The organism is Kistimonas ophiarachnellae, from assembly GCF_057552235.1.
Map to the genome: position 1 here is coordinate 214,089 of NZ_BAAJPA010000001.1, position 20,757 is coordinate 234,845.

Below are 20,757 nucleotides of genomic sequence, written 5' to 3' on the forward strand. Positions count from 1 at the left end.
ACGGCGTGCAGAGTTGAATGTTGGTAAATCTTTGTTATTGGTTATTGCTGTTATATTTCTGATTACTTTATACATGAGGCTTTATCTATTTATGAAGAAGGTGTTGGTTATGGATAAGGGGTTAAGTGTTGCGCGAGGGATTGGGGAATCTGTTGTGAAGGCTGTTAAATTAACGGGTGTGAAAAAGACGGGAGAAGCATTTTATGCTCGCATAGTTGGTGAGAGTAGCTCTTCTGGTCAGCCCTCTGGTTCAGGTCTTGGGGGGCAACTTACTAAGTTAAGCGGTTCTGTCATGTCATTGAAAAAAACAGCTAAGGAAGAAAAGGAGCGTACAGTAAAAAAACAAGAAAATGAAAAGCTCTTGTATAAATATAAAAAGAAAGAGTTTGGTCGAAGAGTGATTAATGCTTTGAATAGCTATTTAAAAGATGATCCTGATACAACTCATGGTGATATATTGAGAGGGTATCTTGAGAAGGACGAACTTAAGGGTTTCTTTGTTATTGGTCAAGATAAAAATGGCAACGATAGAGTGACAACAGTTCATATGCCAGCAGAGTTTGAAGATTTTGATAAAAAGATAGCTGTGTTGTTGGAAGATCATTCTACAGCAGGTACCTTACTGACGAGTTTTCAAAAGGAGTTCAAAAACTCAGGTTTTTTCATAGAAATGGTAGGATCCGTATTAAAAGGTAAATATAAATATCGACTTATCTATAAGGAACCGGCTGAAAGTCAGTCAGATCTGCCAACCCCAAAAGGAGGGGCAGCAAAAGTCACTCTTCTGGATATGCTGAAAAAGAAGGAACAAGAAAGAGAATTACAGCAAATTTGCAATAAAGTGAATGCTGCATATGAGAACCGTCGTGACCTGACAATACAAGTAAAACTGTTACGTCAGCTTGTTACGGTGCATGGAGACTGTGTTAAATGGTGGAGTTGTCCGCAAATTGACTCCGTCGATCTTAACACTCTGAAAGATACAAAGCCGGATAAAAATATGTCAATGCTTACTCTCGAAGGCTTACTGGTAGATGTAGATAATGAAAATAATAATATACAAGGAGAAATTGGCGAACTGTGGGAAAGTCTGCCTTCCGCCGATAGTGGCCGTCAGCTGACAATCATTCCTGCAGTTAACGGTGAGAGTACTTCACTCATAATGATCTGTGAGGGAATGCATACGCTGTTAACTCATCCGCCAAGGCGTACTGCCGCAGAGTTTCTGAAAGGGCAATGCCTGTTTCGGCGGGCTTACAGGGATGAACAAGCTAAAAATACGCAAATGGCTGAGAAGCTTATGGAGTTGAAAGAGCTGTTCCAGGCAATCAAAAACGAAAGGAACTGGCAAAACTTTGAGCAATTGCCGTGGGCACAAAATCTCATGGCCGAATGGCTGCGACAAAATCTACCCACTGAACTGTGTAAGCTGGGACGCATCAAGTGTTCATCCGGTCTACGCAAGGCCTGGAAAGGGAAACTCAATGAGTTGAATATAACGAGGTCAGCAAGCTACCGTGATGATACGGCAGAAACGGAGCTGGTTTGATACAGATTTATCTGTCAATAAGCTGGCTAACAGCATTAAGCGGGTGGGAGTCCCGGGCGCTATGGGCTCCGACAAGGCTTACGCCTTGCCGGTAATGATGCGGTACTTTTCCATCAGTTCCTCTTCTGTCTCCCGGTTGTCGGGATCGAGCGGGATACAGTCTACCGGGCACACCTGCTGACACTGGGGCTCATCATAATGGCCCACGCACTCGGTGCAGAGGTTCGGGTCGATCTCGTAGATCTCATCGCCCGGCGAGATGGCGCTGTTCGGGCACTCCGGCTCGCAGACATCACAGTTAATACAGTCGTCAGTAATGATCAGTGACATGGTCTTCTATTCTCATGCCGGTCGCCGGACGGCGGCAGGTTCAGGCCCTGCCGTATTTTTCGTTCAGCGCCTCGGCGATTTGCGGCTCAACAAACTTGGATACATCCCCGCCCAGTGAAGCGATCTCGCGCACCAGGGTGGAGGAGATGTAAGAATACTGCTCGGCTGGCGTCAGGAACAGGCTTTCCACTTCCGGCGCCAGTACCCGGTTCATGTTCGCCAGCTGGAATTCATACTCGAAGTCAGACACGGCGCGCAGTCCGCGCAGGATGACATCAGCCTTGGCTTCACGGACAAATTCCGCCAGCAGGGAGCTGAATCCACAGACTTCGACATTGCCCAGGTGGGACGTCACGTCCCGGGCCATGGCCACCCGTTCTTTCATATCAAACAGGGGCTTCTTCTTCGGGCTTTCGGCAACGGCAATGATGACCTTGTCGAACAGCCTGGCGGCCCTGGTGACCAGATCGCCGTGTCCCCTGGTGATCGGGTCAAAGGTGCCCGGGTATATCACGGTGCTCATCAGTCTTTATCGTCCTGTATTCGTGGTGTGCCCGTCTGCGTCCTGGCTTCTCCCCAGTATAAACCGTTACGGGGAGCGCCGGATAACAAGGCTGCGCATGGTAGCGACTGGCAGACGATAGCACAAGTCGCCCGGCGCCCTGAAGCCTCATGCGCGCCGGGGTGCAGTTCATGTTCTATACCGGCTGAACCGGGATGCCGGATGGCGCTCCGGTCAGTCTGCCAGCCAGAAGGCTGGCCATTCTCGCCGCCTGGCCGTAGATCGACAATTGGGGGTTGGCGCCGATGCTGGTAGGAAAGACCGAACCGTCAATGACGGAAAGGTTCTCAAGGTAGTGATGCTCGCCGCGACTGTTAACGACGGTTTGGTAACGGTCTTCGCCCATGGCGCAGCCGCCCATGACGTGGGCTGAGCCGATCAGGGTACGGTATTTCTCCATGGGCAGCGTGTTGATCAGGTCGGTGACTTTTTCCACAGAATCTACGAAGGGTGCGTCCTGATGCATGGGGCGAACTTTCCGGGCGCCGGCGGCAAACTGGATTTCCGCCATGGTCTGCAGGGCGCGGCGGACGCCATTCCAGAGGTAATCGGTCATCTGGTAGTCGAGGATCGGGGTGCCGTCGTTGCGCAGCATGACCTGGCCGCCAGGGCTGTCCGGGTGGAAGCCGTCCCGTAGCAGGGCCAGTGTACAGGCGGTGTAGGGCAGGTCAGCCATGCTGTCGGCCAGCAACTTGCCATGGGCTTTCATCAGGGCCGATGCGAGGCCCGGTTGTAGCGGGGTGGCTTCAAGTTTGAAACCAGCAGGGCCAGACACACCGTCTTTCCACTGAAAATGGTCACTGTGGATGGATTGGGGCGCGCCATAGTAGCCTTCGATTTTCTCAGGCATGACGGCCATGACCATGGGTACCGGATGCAGGAAGGTTCGCTTTCCTGTCAGTTGGTAAGGATCGGGAGCATTGGAACGTAATAGCAGGCCGGGACTGCCAATGGCGCCGGCGGACAGCACGTAGTGTTTTGCCTTGACGGTGAAACGGTGACCGGTGGGGTGGACGCTGTGCTGATCCATACCCGCGCAGACCAGCTCACTGACAGCATCGCCATTGAAACGGAAATGTTCCGCCCGGGCCAGATAGAGCAGTTCGGCATTATTTTGCAGTGCGCCGGGAATGGTGGTGACCAGCATGGATTGTTTGGCGTTGGTCGGACAGCCGGTTCCGCAATAGCCCAGGTTCCAGCAGCCGGCGACATTGCGGGGAATCACTTTCCAGTCATAACCCAGCTTGTCGCAGCCGCGCTTGAGTACGTCATTGTTGCCGTTGGCGGGAATCTGCCAGGTCTGAACATTGAGGCGTTTTTCCATCCGGGCAAACCAGGGCGCCATCTCTGCCTCGCTGGTGCCTTCGGTGGCGAAATTATCGGCCCAGTATTGCAGTGTTTGTGATGGGGTGCGGAAACTGGAGGTCCAGTTGATCACCGTGGTGCCGCCGACGCAGCGCCCCTGCAGGATAGTGATGGCGCCGTCCTTGCTCATCCGGCCAGACCCTTCCTGGTAAAGGTCCGCGTAGGCGTGGCTCTCGTCCATATTGAAATCATTGGAGGATTTCAACGGGCCGGCCTCGATCAGCAGAACTTTCAGGCCCGCCTGGCTCAATATCTCTGCGGTCACTCCGCCGCCGGCGCCGGTGCCGATGATGGCAACATCCGCCTCAAACTGTGACCCGTCTTCCATGCGGGATCCGTTGTGCACCTTCCAGCCGCTTTTCACACCTTCGGCAAACAGGTCTTTGATGGCCATGCCATACTCCCCAAAAAACGTCGGCAATCAATCCCCCTGCTTCTGTGGGCAGGGTGGTTATTTTGTGGTTTCAGTAGCGATTGGTGGCAGTCACCAGGATATTGCTGTGCGGCGGACCGGAAAAACCGATGTGCAGCCATGCGCGCTGGGTCTCATGCCAGGCCATCAGGCTGAGCTGATTGATGGATGAGTAGGCCATGCGGAAAAGGAACAGACGGCTGTTGCGCCAGCGCTGCAGGAAGGTTTCGGCTTCAGCGGGCGTCACCTGTTCCCACGGTTGCCAGATACCGGTAGTGATCCCCCTGGTCAGAGGGCCGGTGGCGACATCAAAGAGTTGTCGCACCAGTTTCTGTACCTCGGGAGACATGCGGAAAATATTGGCGTCCAGCTGTTGCAGTCCTCGGATGACGGCAGGTTTGCCTTCGTTCCCATCGGGGATCGATTCTTTCAGCAGAGCGGGCAGAATCGCGGAGAGAAAGGCGACATCCTGAAGCTGCAACCACTGGTAGCCGGGATGCGCGGAAGGCGATTCTTTTTGTGCGAGGTTAACGGCAAGGCCGGAGGTTACCAGCACCGCACTGCCCACCATGCCGACTTTCAGAAAACGGCGACGGCTGACCAGCAGGGACTCTGTCTCTGTGACGGCATCAGGCCGGGACGGTTTATTCATATTATTGTTATCTCGGCAAAAAAATCGCTCCGGCGTCATGCCGGAGCGACGGGGTTATGGATCAGCGAATGAAGAGTTTCTGAACCAGCTGATGCAGTTTGCCGCCATAAGGGGGGTAGATGAACTTGGCCGCATTGAACTTCTGCTTGAGGAATACCCCCTTGGCCTTGGAGAAGGTCAGGAAGCCGTCGTGGCCGTGGTAGTGACCCATCCCGGAGGGGCCGATGCCACCGAAAGGAATGTCATCCACAGCCACATGGAACAGGGTATCGTTGATGCAGACGCCACCGGAATGGGTGGTGTTCAGCACGTGTTCCTGGGTCAGTTTGTCATAACTGAAATAGTACAGCGCCAGTGGTCGCGGACGGTCACGGACGAATTCCAGCGCCTGCTCCAGGCTGTCGTAGGGAATAACGGGCATGACCGGACCGAAGATCTCTTCCTGCATCACGGGCATGTCATCATTGACATTCGTGAGGATATGCAGGGGCATCCGGCGGCTGCCATCGGCAATGTTTTCTTCACCAATCACATGAACTGTCGCGCCCTTGTTGCGGGCATCGGTCACCAGTTGCTGCAGACGCTGCTTCTGGCGTTCATTAACAACGCTGGTGTAATCCTCATTACCCGCCACGGTCGGGTACATGCGGTTGAACACCCTGCGGTAGGTATCAATGAACTCGTCTTGTTTATCCCGTGGGCACAGTACGTAGTCGGTGGCAACGCAGGTCTGGCCAGCGTTGAATGACTTGCCGAAACAGATGCGTTCTACAGCATCTTCCATGGGAATGTCATCGCCGATAATCGCGGGAGACTTGCCGCCCAGTTCCAGAGTTACCGGGGTCAGATTCTCCGCAGCGGCACGCATGACGATCTTGCCAACCTGGGTAGAACCGGTGAACAGCAGATGGTCGAACGGCAGCTTGGAGAACTCGGCGGCAATTTTTGCATCACCATTGATGACGGCCACATGTTCTGCCGGGAAAGTGTCCGCCATGATCCTGGCGAAACATTCTGCGGTATTAGGCGTGAACTCCGACATCTTGACCATGGCGTGGTTGCCGGCTGCCAGCGCACCTACCAGCGGTAATACGCCCAGCTGGACCGGGTAATTCCAGGGCACCATGATGCCGACGACGCCCAGTGGCTGGTAAACCACCTTGGCAGCGGCAGGCTGCAGGTGTTGCCCTACCCGGCGGCGGCTGGGCTTCATCCACTTCCGGACGCGCTTAATGGTGTGGTTGATATCCTGGGCAATGGGCATGATTTCCGCGAGCAGGGTTTCATCGCGGGAACGGCCGGAAAAATCTTTGTTGATGGCGGCGATTATCGCTTCCTGGTTATCCAGGATGGCGTGCTTGAGCTTCTTGAGATTCGCGATACGCTCTTCGGCCGTGGGCATGGGGTTGGCGCGGTAGGCTTTTTGCTGGATAGCGAAGACCGACTGCATATGCACCGTTTCTTCCTCGCTGGTTTGCAGGTATTCCGCCGTGGTTGCCATCCTGTGATCCTCGTTGTCGGCCCGCCGTCAGTGCAGGCATTTATTTTGTTATTGTTCTGTTTTTACGCATGAGTGTTGAGAAAATTAGAGCAATTACTCTAAACTGTCAACAGACCTTACAATCGCTTTGAAATAACGAGGCCCGATGTCAGACCGAGCAGTTAAAACCCGGGAACGGATTCTGGAAGCCGCACGTGAGCTGTTCAATGAGCGGGGCGAGAAAGCGGTGACCACCAACCATATTGCCGCGCATCTCGGGATCTCTCCGGGGAACCTCTATTACCATTTCCGCAACAAGACCGCGATCATCAAGGAACTGCTGGTTCAGTATGCCAACGAGGTGCAGGCGTTCCTGACGCCGCCATCGCCGGGGCAGAAGGCGGATGTCAGTGTCAAGCGGCACTACCTTGAATCAGCGTTGCAGGCCATGTGGCATTACCGGTTTCTGCATCGGGATATGCAGCGGCTGGCGGCAGAGGAAGTACTTCGCAGTGAATATGAAAAACTGGCCGGTTTTGCGGTGCAGAGGATTATCACTATTTATCGCAGCCTGATTGACAGTGGCGTGATGGTGGTTGATGAGCGGGAGCTGGAAGCACTGGCCTATAATCTCTGGCTGGTCATTGTTTCCTGGGTCAGTTTTGTCGGTTCCGGTTTGGCTGCCGGGGCGGGACAGTTTTCCAAGGATACGATCCGTCGAGCTATCTACCAGGCGCTGCTGCTGGATAAGCCCTACGTCACGGATGAGGCCCGGAAGGATTTTGAAGCGCTGCTGGAAGAATACTATGTGCCGGTCAACCAGTGGTTCATGCATGAATCATCTGAGTGAAAGCCCACATTGTCCATTTTCAACGCATTGAATGGTTGCCCAGGGAGATGAGGTGATCCTGCGTCGCTATTGTTTTCCGGGGTTTCGATACTGCCACCGGACGTTTCTTCAACCGACAAACTTACGCCGCATCCATCGACCGGTCGAAGGCCTGAAGTGGTTGTCCAACGATAGTGAACGTGGTTTTTCTCAGTCGGGAAACTGATCTCATCGATGTGTTATCCCTGGCTATCTGTTGTTAATAGCAGGAAACGTTCACCACTGGATTGGTTGTCAGCTGTGTAGCCTTGGCTCGATACAAAGGGATTTATTTTGCACAAATGCCTGTTTTCTCCTAAATGCTTCCTTTTGCGACGCTGAGATAACGGCTAATTAACCGTGTTGTCATTCCGCAGGATGGGCCTGGGTACGATCATGGGGGGGAGTTATGACGGAGTTTGTCTTATGACGCATACCTATGAAGCATTGCAGGACAATGTAAAGCTGCACTCATCGGAGGCATTGCAGAAGCTGCTTTACTGCGGGATAGATCTTTATCTCCAGATCAAGGAATCCCACTGGACGCTGGCGGGGCGTGAGTTTCTCTCTGTCCACCGTTTGCTGGATGAGGTGGCAACCTGTGTCAGTGACACAGCGGATGATATTGCTGAGCGCATCGCACAACTGGGCGTTAAGCCCCGGGGCACGGTGCAGATGGCGGCAGAACATTCCAGCTTATTGCCTTATCCCCATGACGTCGATTCCATTGACCGGCATATTGAAGTCATCAGTGAACGGCTGGCCTTTTTCACCAGCGAGTGTGTGCGGGTCATCAGCAGCGTTGATGAACAGGGCGATGTGATATCAGCGGATCTTCTGACATCACGGTCCCGTGAAATCGATAAGCTGCTCTGGCTGGTGGAGTCTCATCTGCCCACGAAAACCTACAAGTGAGCAGCCGTGTGTTTGGCTGTGTGATGCGAGAACTGTTCTGACAGCCAGGCAGGAATACGCTCCTCCAGCCAGTAACGCGGCTTCAGGGGCGAGCCTGTGACGAAGCCCACATGACCGCCACGGGGGGCTAATTCGAGTTGCGTCGATTTGGAGAGTTCGCCTTCGCATGGAATGGAGGATGCGAAAACAAACGGGTCATCCCTGGCGTGAATGATCAGGGTCGGTATTGCGATAGAGGGCAGAAACTGGCGGGAGCTGCAGCGGGCATAATAGGCTTCCCCGCTCTCGAAGCCGTGCAGCGGCGCCGTGAACTGGTGATCGAAAGCCTGAAAGGTATTGATTGATTCGACGTCGCCCAGTGCCTCCAGTGTTTTGAACTGCTCATGCATCTGTTGTTGGTGGAAATGCTGCTTTTTCCTGGAGATGTAACCAATCATGTCGCGCAGTAGCCGGTTGCGGTAGGCGCGGGAGAATCCCTGGTTAATGCGTTCTGAACTTCGGGAAAGTTCAAAGGGGACGGAGACCGCGACAGCGCACTTCAGTGGCGTAGCCGACTGTTGTTCTCCGAGGTATTTGAGCAGGACATTTCCGCCCAATGAAAAGCCGACAGCGCCTAAGGGGCGGTTGGGATAGCGCTCAGCCAGCAGACAGGCAACAGCGTCCAGATCCTCGGAAATACCTGAGTGATAGCCTTTGGTGTGATGATTCACCTCTCCCCCGCAACCGCGGAAGTTCATGGCGACACTCTGATAACCCTGTGCCAGCAGTGCAGCCTGCAAGCCGAGAATATATTTTGAGCGTGAACAGCCTGTCAGGCCATGCAGCAGGATGATCAGCGGTTGCCCCTGGTCATCGCCGCACCAGTCCAGGTTGATAAAGTCCCCGTCAGGCAGTGTCAGCTTTTCCCGTGTTCGTGGAGGCATGGGTTGTCGTTTCAGCAGGGGGGACCACAGTGTCTGCAGATGCGGCCCGGGTAGCCACCAGGCAGGCTTGAACGGCGCATCAGCGGCAGTGTGAGAGGTTCCCATGCTGGCAGTCCTGGCAGTGATTATTCGGATGATTTTCTATTTGCGGGGTTATGATGCCATAACCTTGTGTCCAGGCAGAGCAACGCACTGCCTGATAAAACATTATCCAACGCGATAGAGGCAGGAAATCACCTGTCCGGCGCTTTTCTCTTTCCACAGTTCCCAGTTGGCGGGTACGGGTAATGGGCTCAGCTCTTTTTCTGCTTCCACATATACCAGTGCATCCTGAGCCAGCCAACCGTTGGCTTGCAATTGCTCGCATACGGGCTGAAGCAGTTGTTTGCGAAAGGGCGGATCCAGGAATACCAGGTTATAGGTCTGCAGGGCAGGGCGGCTGAGCCACTGCAGGGCATCGGTTTGCTCAACCCGGGCGTTTTCAGAATGCAGGGTTTGCAGATTGTTTTTCAGGGTCTGCGCGGCTTTCGGGGAATATTCCAGAAAGAGCGCCTCGCTGGCGCCCCGGGATAGCGCTTCAAGGCCCAGGGCGCCGGTACCGGAAAACGCGTCCAGGCAGCGTGCGTCCGCGACCCAGCCGGTCAGCCAGTTGAACAGGGTTTCCCGCACCCGGTCAGGCGTGGGACGCAGACCCTCGACATCGGCCACGGGCAGTTTCCGGCTGCGCCAGGTACCGCCAATAATGCGGAGCTGGCCGCCACCGGTATGGGGGTGTTGACGGCCACGTGTGTGTTTCATGTTGCGTTCAGGTCAGTTGGCAATCGGGCGGCGATTCTAGCATGGCTTCGGAACAGGTATGAAATGCCCGTTTGGTGGTAGGGTATGAGGCTGCAGAATCCGGTCATCCTCACACCTATTGATCGTTCATTAGCGATAAACCGCCGGGAAAAGCCTGCCGGAGTCGCTGCCCCAATCACTCATCCAGTTCAAACATGTCGGTATAAGGCTTATGGGTCAGGGTAAACACCAGGGGCTTGATATCAGGTATTTCCACGGTAACCTGTTCAGGGAGTGGCTCTTGACTGTCAGTCATATCGTATAAATCAAGGAATGAAGCCGGAAGCAGGGTTGCTTTATCCTGTTCAGAAATGATAACGATCAGCCCCCCTCCATTATCAGCCCATAACGCCAATATAGCCTGAAGTGTTGTTAATCCTTCCGCAAAAGGAAAAGGAAAAGCGACATACAAACAGCTTTTTTTATTGATAAGATCGGTGTGATTTTCAAGATACAACAGAGAATCTTTTACAACAGTGACGCCTACGCTATCATCCGTTGGAAAGAATGCTTTTGTGTACTCACCTTTTTGGGTATGGTCCTGGTGTTCTCTAATTGCTGAAAGGTTGTCAAGACTGACAACTTTCACATCACTGTTTATTTTTTTCATAGCCGCCTGGAGCATGGCAACACCTGCGAACACATCAACCACACACTCAATATGATTATTTTTACAGAATTCATGCATCGCTTTTGCTGTCCTGACGGTTACTGGAAGATTAATACCGATCTTTTCTAAAAAGCCCTGCATTTTCCTCTTACAATTCACCAAAGACGATAAGAGATTGACTTCCGATCCATCCGTCTCTTGATTTAATGCATTAGAATCAAAATATTTATTCCTTGCGATTTGAACAAACTCTTCATCAAAATCAAAAATCGTGTAAACAACATCCCTCGTGGGACCCTCTTCACATTTTCGGTTTTGGTCATACCACCATCCACGCTCAGATGATATCAGCAACTTTTCAGGATATATGTAATATTCACTAGTAAGGCATACATTGCAGTAATCCATGAATTGCTCAAGCAATAAAGACCCTTCATGAATTTTGGCCTCTTCGAAAGTGCTCAATAAAAAATCATGCAGGCAAGAAAACAGCTTCATTAATAGATCAATATGTAATTTTGCCAGATTGATATATTTCCCCAAAAAATAGGGAACGCCCTCATGGCAATTTTTATCCACCAAATTCATTAACAGTATAAATTTTTCTAGATGATTGGCGTCATATAATAAATAAGATGCAGCTTTTACATATGAATAAACAAAATCTTTCACATTCATCCTTGCAGAATTATCAGCTTTCTCTGAACTCGCTAACACTCTTTTGGCGCTTTTGTCAATATTCAATGCAATTTTATTCATGCTGTCCCAGCAATTATCGAGCCTCTCTTTTTCAAGGGAGATTCTTGTCAAGATTTCGCTCAGCTCTTCAAAAAGTGAAACTGTTTGCACTCCCGAAAACGTCGTTTTCTTTCCCGAGATGGTTTCAACGTCAGCACAGGAATGCTTAGCATCCTGATATATATAGGGTGTCTTAAAAAGAAGTGGTGAGGTGAACTGATATCTCACCGAGAAACGAGCACCAGTATTTGAAGCTCCCTCCTTCAAACTGGCTTGACTCGTCGTTTTTCCGGTCAAGCCTGGTGTACGGGATAGGCTTTCACCTGCAGCCTCGCTTGAGTTCAGGGTGAATACACTAGGTTTGTAATAATACTGTTCTTCGAAAACCTTGCGAATGAATGGCCCTTGATCCTCAATCATATTGACTTTAATTGTAGCTGGCAGCATTTCATCAGGCATATTCGATAGTATAATAATCAGCCCCCCATTGCTGTCAGCCCAAAACTTTAAAATCTTAAAAAGAATAGGCTCTTCCAGGTACATATCAGGATGAACAGAAAAAAGGCAGGTTTCCTTAGTTATAATTGTTTTGTTTTCCATTAAATACGTTAAAATATTTTCTACTACGGTGACACCTTTATCATCATTTTCAAAAAAAACTCTCTGGCGCTCCTGCTTTTTTTTAGAGCCTGTTTTTTTTTCATCCGGCGAAGTCATTTCAATACTGATAACTTTTGTCTTGCTATTGATTTTCTTCATCGCTGCCTGAAGTGAGCCTGACCTGGCAAACACATTAACCAGGCAACTGATTTTATTTTCTTGGCAGAATTCATCCAGAGCTATCGCCATTCTTTCTGTCGATAAAAAGCCAACTCTAATATTAGAGAAAAACTTGTCAAAATTTTTATAATCATCTTTCAATGTGTTAAAAAGATTACCTTTTGACTCAAGCGTTGTCTTGTCACCCGATGAGTTAACGTAGATTCGAGGGGCTGAAATATTACCCAGCATACTTGATAGCTCTTTATTTAATCGACTGGTTGTCCGTATGATTGTTTTTCTTTCCTTGTCATAAATACTGCTTCGTCGTATAACCTCCACTTCCTCACTTTTTAGCTCGCCATTTTCTGCAAGCTCCTCCAGTGTACAATTATCATACTTTCTTTCCTTAAGGATATTTATAAGTTTTTGACGCAACGCTTCATTGCCATTAATTGCCTGGTGACAACGAGAGATTGCCGGTGAACAGAAGGCATGCCTTTCGTTATACATTGGGGTGTGTTGATTGACTCGGCCTATAAATAATGGCGCATCGGGTATTTTTGCTTTTTCCGAACCCAGTATATTTACGAGAACTTTATTCAGGTCATTGTAACCCCCTATCAATATTTTAATATGACGATTTGATAACTCGACAATTAAGCGTTGCAACTCATGAACAACTTGAGCGTTATATTGGGTTGCCTCACACAACGCACGCTCAATTTCACTCATTTCATCGGCATCAAAAAGATCGTCTCTTACGATTTCTTTGAATGCTCGGAAGAAGTCTTTTTCTGATGATTTTTCTGCCGCGTGGGCGATCGTTTCCCCCCCCGTTACCGCCAAACCACTTCCTCGAATTGCCTCAGGGGAAAGATTCATGTGAAAATCATCAAGTTTCTCTTTCAATGCGAGAAGCGACTTAGCCTTTTCCTTAAAGTGATCATGCCATTTTTTTGCTTGTTCTCTATTGTCTTCGCAATCTAAAAACGGCGAATTAAAACGCACCCTGCTCTTTTTTCTTGCACCCAGGCCTGTAGTATTTGTTTTCCCGGACGCCTGATTGGCAACCTTGGGAGTGACGCAGTGTTGCTGTATGTCAGCGGAGCCGTGCCGTTCATTTTTTTCCCCCTTGTCCAAAAGAGCAGGCTGTGAACGAACCTGTGGTATAAAGACTTCCGATTCCATGAAGTACCTCCCTGTTTGATATGAGCAGGCCTGAATATTCGTTGGTTCATAGGATAGTCACAGCGTGCCATGAACCAGATTTCCCGGGGGACTACGTCCTGACGAGCAGGTAGCGCCTGATTTAAGCAAAAACCTCCTGGCAACACAGTTAGTCAACCCGTTAGATAGTTAGTATGTTTTCTCTTAAGCGCGTTCAGGGCGTGTTAGTGGATATGAACACATTGGTCAGGGTGCCAGCGTGATCAAACCACTGGCATCTGCCGGTTGGACGCACGTGAATCGGTCTTTTTCTTGAAAAGTCCCTGTGCGGCAAAAGCGCATTGTCTATCCGGACAGGCCTCTGCCATGCTTAAAAAAGGCCAGATACCTCTCACTATGTTTTATTGGAATCATAGAAGAAAACGGTTCTGGCTCTTATGTTTTATGAATGTTGAGAAAACACCTTTTGTAAACGGGCTTCACTTTCGTTTCATACATTCAAATGTTCCTTGTCACAATAAATATCAGGGAAGATGTATGAAGATTATTTTTATAGCATTCTTATTGATTGTTTATAGATCAAGCTCCTCTTCATCAGAGAGAGTGGTAGATATAACCTCCTGTACCAAATTAACCACATACGTTGTTGTCTTTCGCAAGGAAACAGGGATGTTTTTTTTAATGTCTATGCAACGAGCAGGGTGCTCATTGTCTTGTGATAAACCCGGCACAGGGCGGTTCTCGGCAGGAGTGGTTATCTCCATATATATTGTCTTAAAGGAGGGGGAAGCAGCACATGCCGTGCTATCTGTGGCACGTGAACCCTCATGAGGTCTACCCGTGTAATCAAAAGCTCTGATGACGATGGATCCATTATCGAGGTAGCTTGCCAGCAATTGTCCTTCTGGTGTGATATTGAGATTCTCTATGCATAAATACTTATCGGAATTGTCAAAATAAGTTTCAATTGAACGTAACAATGGATATTCTTTTTTGTTGATATCCCAGAAATGAATGGATCCGCCACGTGTTGCAGTGACTAATACCCCATTCGGTAAAGATAACATGGCTTCAACAGATAATGCATTTATGGGACTTTCAATTCCAGTTGCATCATAGGGCGGCCAGAGTGGTTTTACATACTCGGACGTATTGATTGAATTTATATGTGACCATTTGCTTTCTATGCACTTCCAAATATAGATTAGGCCATTGTCATGACCTGTAACCATCAGTTTTTTATTCATGAATAGTATTATATTTGTGCAAGGCAAAAAGGCATCTCCTTCTGTCAGTTTTAACGGTGGTGGTTTCCATCGATTCTTTTCAGGATCATACTCAAGTATGAAGTGATGATTCCCATGAGATGAATTGGTAGCCACTACGAATTTGTTTCCTTCTGGCATTGGTGTGACGACATCGTAGCCACCTTTCAGCGTATTATCTCTCTCATGTTCATCACTTTCAGGGTCGTAATAAACATCTCTATATGAGCCAGGTATCCGATTCACTTGGTCATTTTTTTCTACTTGGAAAACCTCCATGTTATGCGTCACTAATTTATCACTGGATAGCTTTTCTATCAGAGGGCTGCCATTAAATTTAATGGGATTGAACGTTATTTTTTCCTGCCTTTTCGTGAAGTTGCAAATACTGATACCTTTCCTGTCAGACCATGCTATACGATCATCGTCTAATACAACGGCAGGCGAGAAAGGCCCATTACTTGCGTCTGCATTCGTTGTCTCTTCAAATGACAAAACGCTCTGTTTGCCAACTCCAGAAAGAATGCTCAAGTTACCTTTCAGTATTGCAGTGTGATCCTTCAAATCCTTATGGCTACTCAATACGGCCAGGCGACCGTCACCTAAAGGATGTAGCCACTCACAAGTGTGGGCGTTTTGGCGTAGTGTGAAGGTGCACCCGCTAGCGAATTTATCGGGCAAAATACTATGGATTCGACAAAGTGAAGCTAAGCGATAGCATGATGTTTTGGCAATAGCCATTTCGTTCATTGTGAGGCGTTTATCTTTTACTTCTCTCTTGAATGCATCCTGAAAACGGTGTTCAAATTGCTTGGTATGAAATGCCTTTAGTGTTTTACCTTTATCAATTTCATCTCGCCTGTAAATGGCTTCCATGGCAATAACCCTTGTTGTTCTAGATACTCTTCCAAGTTCAGCTAGGTCTTTCAGGCTGAAGCATGAGGTCAGGTGAGGATATACAGGCTCCGGAAGCGATTCCAAAGGAAGGTTCGCAAATTCAGATTGGTACCAATTGGTCTCTTGTTTATCCGATAAAGCTCTAAGCCTACCAGATGTGGAGGGTTCGGTCGGGGAAGCGGTTTGAAGGGAAGTGGAGCTGATAGAACTGGCCATATAAACATGCTTTTCGGTTGTAAATTTAAAATGTCGACACATTTGTCACTGGCAATAAGCAAAAGTTCAGTGCCATGCATATTGGTATTGGTTGTTCACAAGTGTGTGGTGTGTACGTGTTTTCCGGGGTGTGCAGATTGTCAGTGATCGTACGTTATAAATTTCATCCCTTGGCGGCACAAATGGTATGATTCGGGTTATTTCCCACGTTGTTTCTGCCTGCCGCTGAATCTGCGTCGATTCCGGGTTCGCAGCAACGTCCACTCAGCTCGATGATCAAGTAACGACGATGTTTGGCAAAAAAGACGAAAAAGGTGCGGAAAAACGCCGTTTCTGGCCTTGGGGCAAGAAAGACGAAACCGTCGCACCGCAACCGGCGCCCGAGAGCCAGCCGGAAACTGAACAGCCTGTAGCGCCGGAATCACCCACTGCTGCGGAAAACCAGCCTTCAGTGGCAGAGTCTGAGGCGCGTGAGACGGCCGTTGAGAGTCAGCCTGCCGCTCCGGCAGAACCCACCGTCGCTGAAAAAGCGCCTGAACAGCCTGCGGAAGTGGTAGCGCCGAAACCCGTGGAGCCGGAGATACCGCCGGCCCCTGTGCAGTCTGCCCAGCCCGTTGAGCCTGAAAAGGCACCAGAGTTGGCTGCCCAGGTTGAACCGGAACCGGCTCCCCAGACTGAACCGGCTCCCCAGACTGAACCGGAGCCAGAAACGGCGGGCAGTAGCTTCTTCAGCCGGATGAAGAAGGGACTGAGCAAAACCCGTGCTTCCCTGGTAGAAGGTGTGGCCACGCTCTTCATCGGTAAGAAAGAGATCGATGACGAGCTGCTGGAAGACCTGGAAACCGAACTGGTGATGGCGGATGTCGGGGTGGAAGCCACCCGTGACATCATGGCCGGCCTGACGGAGCGGGTTAAGTATAAGGAGCTGGATGACGCCGATGCCCTGATGGCGGCACTCAAGGTTGAACTGGCCAAAATCCTTGAGCCGGCGGACAAGCCGCTGGTGATTGATGAAAGCCGTAAACCCTATGTCATCCTGGTTGTCGGCGTGAATGGCGTGGGTAAAACCACCACCATCGGCAAGCTGGCCAAGCGTCTGCAGAAAGAAGGCCGCAAGGTAATGCTGGCCGCAGGTGATACCTTCCGTGCGGCCGCCGTGGAGCAGCTGCAGGTGTGGGGCGATCGTAACCAGATTCCGGTCATTGCCCAGCATACCGGTGCTGACAGTGCTTCCGTGATTTACGATGCCTTTGAAGCCGCCAAAGCCCGTGGCGCCGATGTCCTGATTGCGGATACCGCCGGACGTCTGCATAACAAGGAACACCTGATGGAAGAGCTGAAAAAGGTCAAGCGGGTGTTGGGCAAGCTGGATGAGGCGGCGCCCCATGAAGTCCTGCTGGTGATGGATGCCGGTACCGGCCAGAATGCCCTCAGTCAGGCGAAGCTCTTCAATGACACCGTACAGGTAACGGGAATGGCGCTCACCAAGCTGGATGGCACGGCCAAGGGCGGGGTGGTCTTTGCCCTGGCGCGGCAAATGCAGTTGCCGATCCGCTTCCTGGGCGTGGGTGAGCAGATTGATGACCTGCGGCCTTTCAAGGCGGCGGAGTTTGTGGATGCCTTGTTTGCCGATACCGAGTTTCAATAACAGGGAGATGGGGGCGTCCGCCGTGTTTCATTAATGATCACAGAAGGACGCCCGGTCCATGCCGGGCCCGACAAACATGATTCATTTTGACAATATCACCAAGCGTTACCCCAATGGCCATGTGGGATTGAACCAGATCAGCTTCCGGTTGGACCGGGGCGAAATGGCATTTCTGACCGGCCATTCCGGTGCGGGTAAAAGTTCACTGCTGAAACTGATCATCCTGATGGATCGTCCTACATCAGGTTCTATCCAGGTGGGTGGTTACCAGTTATCCCGGTTGCGGCGGGCGCAGATTCCTTCGTTGCGGCGCAATATCGGCGTGGTGTTCCAGAACCATCAGCTGCTGTTTGACCGTTCTGTTTTCGATAATGTGGCGATTCCCCTGCAGGTGGCCGGCTTTTCCCCGGAAGAGGGGGCGCGTCGCGTGAGAGCGGCGCTGGATATGGTCGGTTTGCTTAACAAGGAAAAACAGAATCCGTTGTCACTATCGACAGGTGAGCAGCAGCGGGTTGGCATTGCTCGGGCGGTGGTGAATCGTCCACCGGTACTGCTGGCGGATGAACCGACGGGTAACCTTGACCCGGAACTCTCGGAAGAGATTATGCAGCTGTTCCATAACTTTCATCAGGCCGGCGTCACTGTTCTGGTTGCAACCCATGACCTGGAACTGGTGAGGCGAATGGGAAAGCGAGTACTGACACTGGATCAGGGACAGTTGGTGCGTGACTGCCAGGTGGTGTCGGCATGATCGGTTCTTTTTTTAAGCGGAAATCGTCCGGACAATCGCAACGGGCGTCTGAACGGCGCGGGCATGAACGCGCCAGGAAGCAGGCTGTGACCACCTGGCGGGAAGCGGCTGTCGCATCGGATGGACGTGGCCGGGAAGGGAAACGTCGGCAGAAGGAGAAGGCTCACTCGCATCCGCCATCCCATCAAGCGCCGCCGGCAAAGTCTGCTCCCCGTGAGCGTCGTGATGGGGCAGGCATGCGCCGGTTCTTTATTCTGCAAAAGCGGGTGGCGGGAGAGGCATTTTCCCGGCTGATGGCGACACCGCTGGCCAGTCTGATGACGATTCTGGTGCTGGGGATTTCATTGTCGCTGCCCACGCTGCTTTATGTTTCGTTGAGCAATATCGAAACCCTGGCCGGTGGTTGGCAGGGTGTTGCCCGTTTGTCGCTGTTTCTGACACTGGATGCCAGTGAGGAACAGGGCAGGCAGCTGCAGCAGACGTTGATGAAGGAGCCTGGTGTCGAAACGGTTTCCTATATCTCTGCAGAACAGGGACTGGCGGAATTTGAGCGGCAGGCAGGACTCGCCGGACTGGCGAGCCAGCTGGGCAAAAATCCGCTGCCGGCGGTGCTGGAAGTAACGCCGGAACTGTCTTTGGCACCGGCTCAATTGGTTGCGCTTCAGGAACGTTTGTCCCGGTTGCCCCAGGTTGATGTGGTACGTCTGGATCGTGACTGGGTGGAGCGCGTCCATGCCATCCTGAGCCTGGGGCGTCAGGCGACCTGGGGATTGGCGTCTATTCTCGCGGTGGCCCTGTTGCTGGCGGTAGGCAATACCATCCGACTGCTGGTGACGGCGCGCATGGATGAGATCCGGGTGATCCGGCTGGTTGGCGGTACCGACGGTTATATCATGCTGCCGTTTGTCTACACGGGGTTCTGGTATGGTGTGCTGGGTGCGATGATGGCCTGGTTACTGTCCGGCACCCTGTTCCTGATGGCGTCCGGAGCGGTGGATGATCTGCTGCGCCTTTACCAGGGCGACTATAATCCTGCTTTCCTGAATGTTGCGGATACGCTGGTACTCCTTGTTTCAGGTGCCGCTATTGCCACGTTGGGGGCATTTTTGACTTGTCGGCGACAGTTACTTCTGGATGAAACGGGCGCTGATCTTTGATGGCGCCCCGCCTGTAACAGGTCACTTCCGGGCGTATTTTGATTCGTGAGTAGCAGATAGTTAGTAAGGTTTATTGTTTGATCGGTCAGTTAATCCGCTAATGCCATGCATGTCTCAATGCTGAAAGAGGCCTGGGTGTTATCGTAGAGACAACACCCACGGTGCCATAGGGGAAGGGAGAAAGCTGACAGCGCTTGTTTCTTATAAGAGCATACTCAGTCTTTTGATGTTTGGTTTTATTTCTGGCGAGAGATATTGGCCCCAGACTTTACCGGCGGAGATAATCATTTGGGGGAACTTTTATATAGCAAACCGGTCAGTTGGAAGGTGTAATCCAGAAATGAAGGAGTATTGTAATGGATTCATCTCGCATGGATGCAAGAAAAATAGCTAACTTCGGTGGAGATGTAACATCTGAATCTTCCACCAGTCAAGTTGATCCTGATCAGTCAAAAAGTAAACCCTGGAAGATATGCGGTTTTTCGATTTGGCGTGTACTTGGGGCTGGGATGACAGCAGCTGTTGCTGCTTACACTTGCTCGCAAATGGAGCCATCTGCATGGCTACCAGGTACGCGTATCCAGACGCGTAGCATTGATCATTCCTCAGCAGACTCTCAGATTTTGTCAACAGATTCGACATTGCCTTTGTTTGCCAGCGAATACCCTCTTACGAATCATTCCCGGTATGAACAATCGATTAAAGAATGTCGCTGGTATGAAGGTTTTGATAGCGTTAAGTTTGGCGATAGCTTCAGGAAGTTAACGGCAGTACTTGATCCTGAAATATTGAACAATGCAAATCAATTGATTGATTCGGATAAGGTTTTTTTTGTCAGGCCATCCTTGCAGGAACTTAATTCTATTGGCAGGGCTGGAGAGTCAAGGAAAAGTGACGTTGCTTTAGCCTCTCATATATATAACCTTGGTCACGGTTGCGTTTATGCCTATGTCCTTGGACGTAACGTAAAGGGTGTTCAATTTGATGAAAAATTCAAAATTACCAATTGGCGGCAAATGGTAAAGCATCAACTCTATTTGAAACCTGATAATAAACCGCTAAGAGAACTTGTCAGGAATGCGATGGAGGTTATGGCCAGGGAAAATGGATGGCAAAATCAAACGGTAAATTTCCTTGATGTCCAGATCCTCCGCTACCCCATAACAGCGGAAAACCGCTTTAAGGATATGGACTGGCATAGAGACGGTTCTCAAGTCACCAGCATGACGGTTTTAATGAATCCACCCATTCACGCAGACGGCACGGGTTATATCGGGGGCGGTCTGGATATCGCTGAAGAAGACGGTCCTGAAAAAGTGAGAGAGGGGTCCGAGGAAAAGTTCTCCTATGAAGAAAATGGGGGGTTCTTGTTTACGAACAGCCATCGGTTGCTCCATCGGGGAGCCGAGGCTGAAATGCTTGGAAATGATCGGGAGTACGGAATGGCGGAAAAGCGCTTGCTGGGTATGGTTGCAGATACCGGCAGCTACATCGACGATGGCTTCCCTGAATTGTGACACTGTCCCACGTGCTCATTATTAACCGGGGATACCTGTCATTTTGTCAGGGCTTTTACCGGTCTCTGCTGATTGTGATGCAGGGCTTTGACCCTGCCTACCGTCTATCTGTGTAGTATAATTTTATCAGGAAGCC

16 protein-coding genes are annotated in these 20,757 nt (G+C 50.6%); 7 read left to right on the plus strand and 9 right to left on the minus strand.

What is annotated here, in order from left to right:
* Nucleotides 1-109: 109 nt before the first annotated feature.
* Nucleotides 110-1,549 carry an FHA domain-containing protein gene (locus AC27K1_RS00880; protein ID WP_487147594.1) on the plus strand — a complete coding sequence of 480 codons (1,440 nt, stop codon included), beginning with the start codon at nt 110-112 and terminating at the stop codon, nt 1,547-1,549.
* Nucleotides 1,550-1,627: 78 nt separating this feature from the next.
* Here the strand turns inward: AC27K1_RS00880 and AC27K1_RS00885 are convergent, their stop codons facing one another.
* The 5 genes from AC27K1_RS00885 to AC27K1_RS00905 all read right to left on the minus strand — a co-directional run bounded on the left by AC27K1_RS00885 (nt 1,628) and on the right by AC27K1_RS00905 (nt 6,371).
* Nucleotides 1,628-1,879 carry a YfhL family 4Fe-4S dicluster ferredoxin gene (locus tag AC27K1_RS00885; RefSeq protein ID WP_395182100.1) on the minus strand — a complete coding sequence of 84 codons (252 nt, stop codon included), beginning with the start codon at nt 1,877-1,879 and terminating at the stop codon, nt 1,628-1,630.
* A gap of 40 nt (nt 1,880-1,919) precedes the next feature.
* A complete protein-coding gene (gene coaD, locus AC27K1_RS00890; protein WP_487147596.1) occupies nt 1,920-2,402 on the minus strand; it encodes a pantetheine-phosphate adenylyltransferase in 483 nt (160 codons plus the stop codon).
* A gap of 175 nt (nt 2,403-2,577) precedes the next feature.
* Nucleotides 2,578-4,200, minus strand: a complete 1,623-nt coding sequence (locus AC27K1_RS00895; RefSeq protein WP_487147598.1) for a GMC family oxidoreductase — start codon at nt 4,198-4,200, stop codon at nt 2,578-2,580.
* A gap of 70 nt (nt 4,201-4,270) precedes the next feature.
* Entirely contained in the window at nt 4,271-4,870 is a 600-nt protein-coding gene (locus AC27K1_RS00900; protein ID WP_487147599.1) for a hypothetical protein, read from the minus strand.
* Between the two features lie 61 nt (nt 4,871-4,931).
* Nucleotides 4,932-6,371, minus strand: coding sequence for a coniferyl aldehyde dehydrogenase (locus AC27K1_RS00905; RefSeq protein WP_487147601.1), 1,440 nt, complete (start codon nt 6,369-6,371; stop codon nt 4,932-4,934).
* A gap of 145 nt (nt 6,372-6,516) precedes the next feature.
* Between AC27K1_RS00905 and AC27K1_RS00910 the strand changes: the two genes are divergently transcribed.
* Together AC27K1_RS00910 and dps are read left to right on the plus strand one after the other, a co-directional pair.
* Nucleotides 6,517-7,200, plus strand: a complete 684-nt coding sequence (locus tag AC27K1_RS00910) for a TetR/AcrR family transcriptional regulator (RefSeq protein WP_487147602.1) — start codon at nt 6,517-6,519, stop codon at nt 7,198-7,200.
* 444 nt (nt 7,201-7,644) lie between these two features.
* Entirely contained in the window at nt 7,645-8,133 is a 489-nt protein-coding gene (dps, locus tag AC27K1_RS00915; protein ID WP_487147604.1) for a DNA starvation/stationary phase protection protein Dps, read from the plus strand.
* Here dps and AC27K1_RS00920 read toward each other — a convergent pair.
* From AC27K1_RS00920 to AC27K1_RS00935, 4 genes are all read right to left on the minus strand, one after another.
* The gene (locus AC27K1_RS00920) at nt 8,124-9,161 is read right to left on the minus strand and encodes a hydrolase (protein WP_487147605.1); all 1,038 of its coding nucleotides are present in this window, start codon (nt 9,159-9,161) and stop codon (nt 8,124-8,126) included. The genes dps and AC27K1_RS00920 overlap by 10 nt on opposite strands.
* A 102-nt stretch (nt 9,162-9,263) precedes the next feature.
* On the minus strand, nt 9,264-9,854 hold the full coding sequence (rsmD, locus tag AC27K1_RS00925) for a 16S rRNA (guanine(966)-N(2))-methyltransferase RsmD (RefSeq protein WP_487147606.1): 591 nt from the start codon (nt 9,852-9,854) through the stop codon (nt 9,264-9,266).
* Between the two features lie 175 nt (nt 9,855-10,029).
* A complete protein-coding gene (locus AC27K1_RS00930) occupies nt 10,030-13,191 on the minus strand; it encodes a hypothetical protein (protein WP_487147608.1) in 3,162 nt (1,053 codons plus the stop codon).
* A 551-nt stretch (nt 13,192-13,742) separates the two neighbouring features.
* Nucleotides 13,743-15,311 (minus strand): hypothetical protein, encoded by a 1,569-nt coding sequence (locus AC27K1_RS00935; protein ID WP_487147609.1) that lies wholly within the window; start codon nt 15,309-15,311, stop codon nt 13,743-13,745.
* A 526-nt stretch (nt 15,312-15,837) separates the two neighbouring features.
* Between AC27K1_RS00935 and ftsY the strand changes: the two genes are divergently transcribed.
* From ftsY to AC27K1_RS00955, 4 genes are all read left to right on the plus strand, one after another.
* Nucleotides 15,838-17,196 (plus strand): signal recognition particle-docking protein FtsY, encoded by a 1,359-nt coding sequence (gene ftsY, locus AC27K1_RS00940; RefSeq protein ID WP_487147610.1) that lies wholly within the window; start codon nt 15,838-15,840, stop codon nt 17,194-17,196.
* Between the two features lie 76 nt (nt 17,197-17,272).
* Nucleotides 17,273-17,947 carry a cell division ATP-binding protein FtsE gene (ftsE, locus tag AC27K1_RS00945; protein ID WP_395176916.1) on the plus strand — a complete coding sequence of 225 codons (675 nt, stop codon included), beginning with the start codon at nt 17,273-17,275 and terminating at the stop codon, nt 17,945-17,947.
* Complete coding sequence (gene ftsX / locus AC27K1_RS00950) at nt 17,944-19,104, plus strand: permease-like cell division protein FtsX (protein WP_487147611.1); 1,161 nt, start codon at nt 17,944-17,946, stop codon at nt 19,102-19,104. The genes ftsE and ftsX overlap by 4 nt, the downstream gene beginning before the upstream one ends.
* 356 nt (nt 19,105-19,460) lie before the next feature.
* Entirely contained in the window at nt 19,461-20,621 is a 1,161-nt protein-coding gene (locus AC27K1_RS00955) for a hypothetical protein (RefSeq protein ID WP_487147612.1), read from the plus strand.
* The last annotated feature ends 136 nt before the right edge of the window (nt 20,622-20,757 follow it).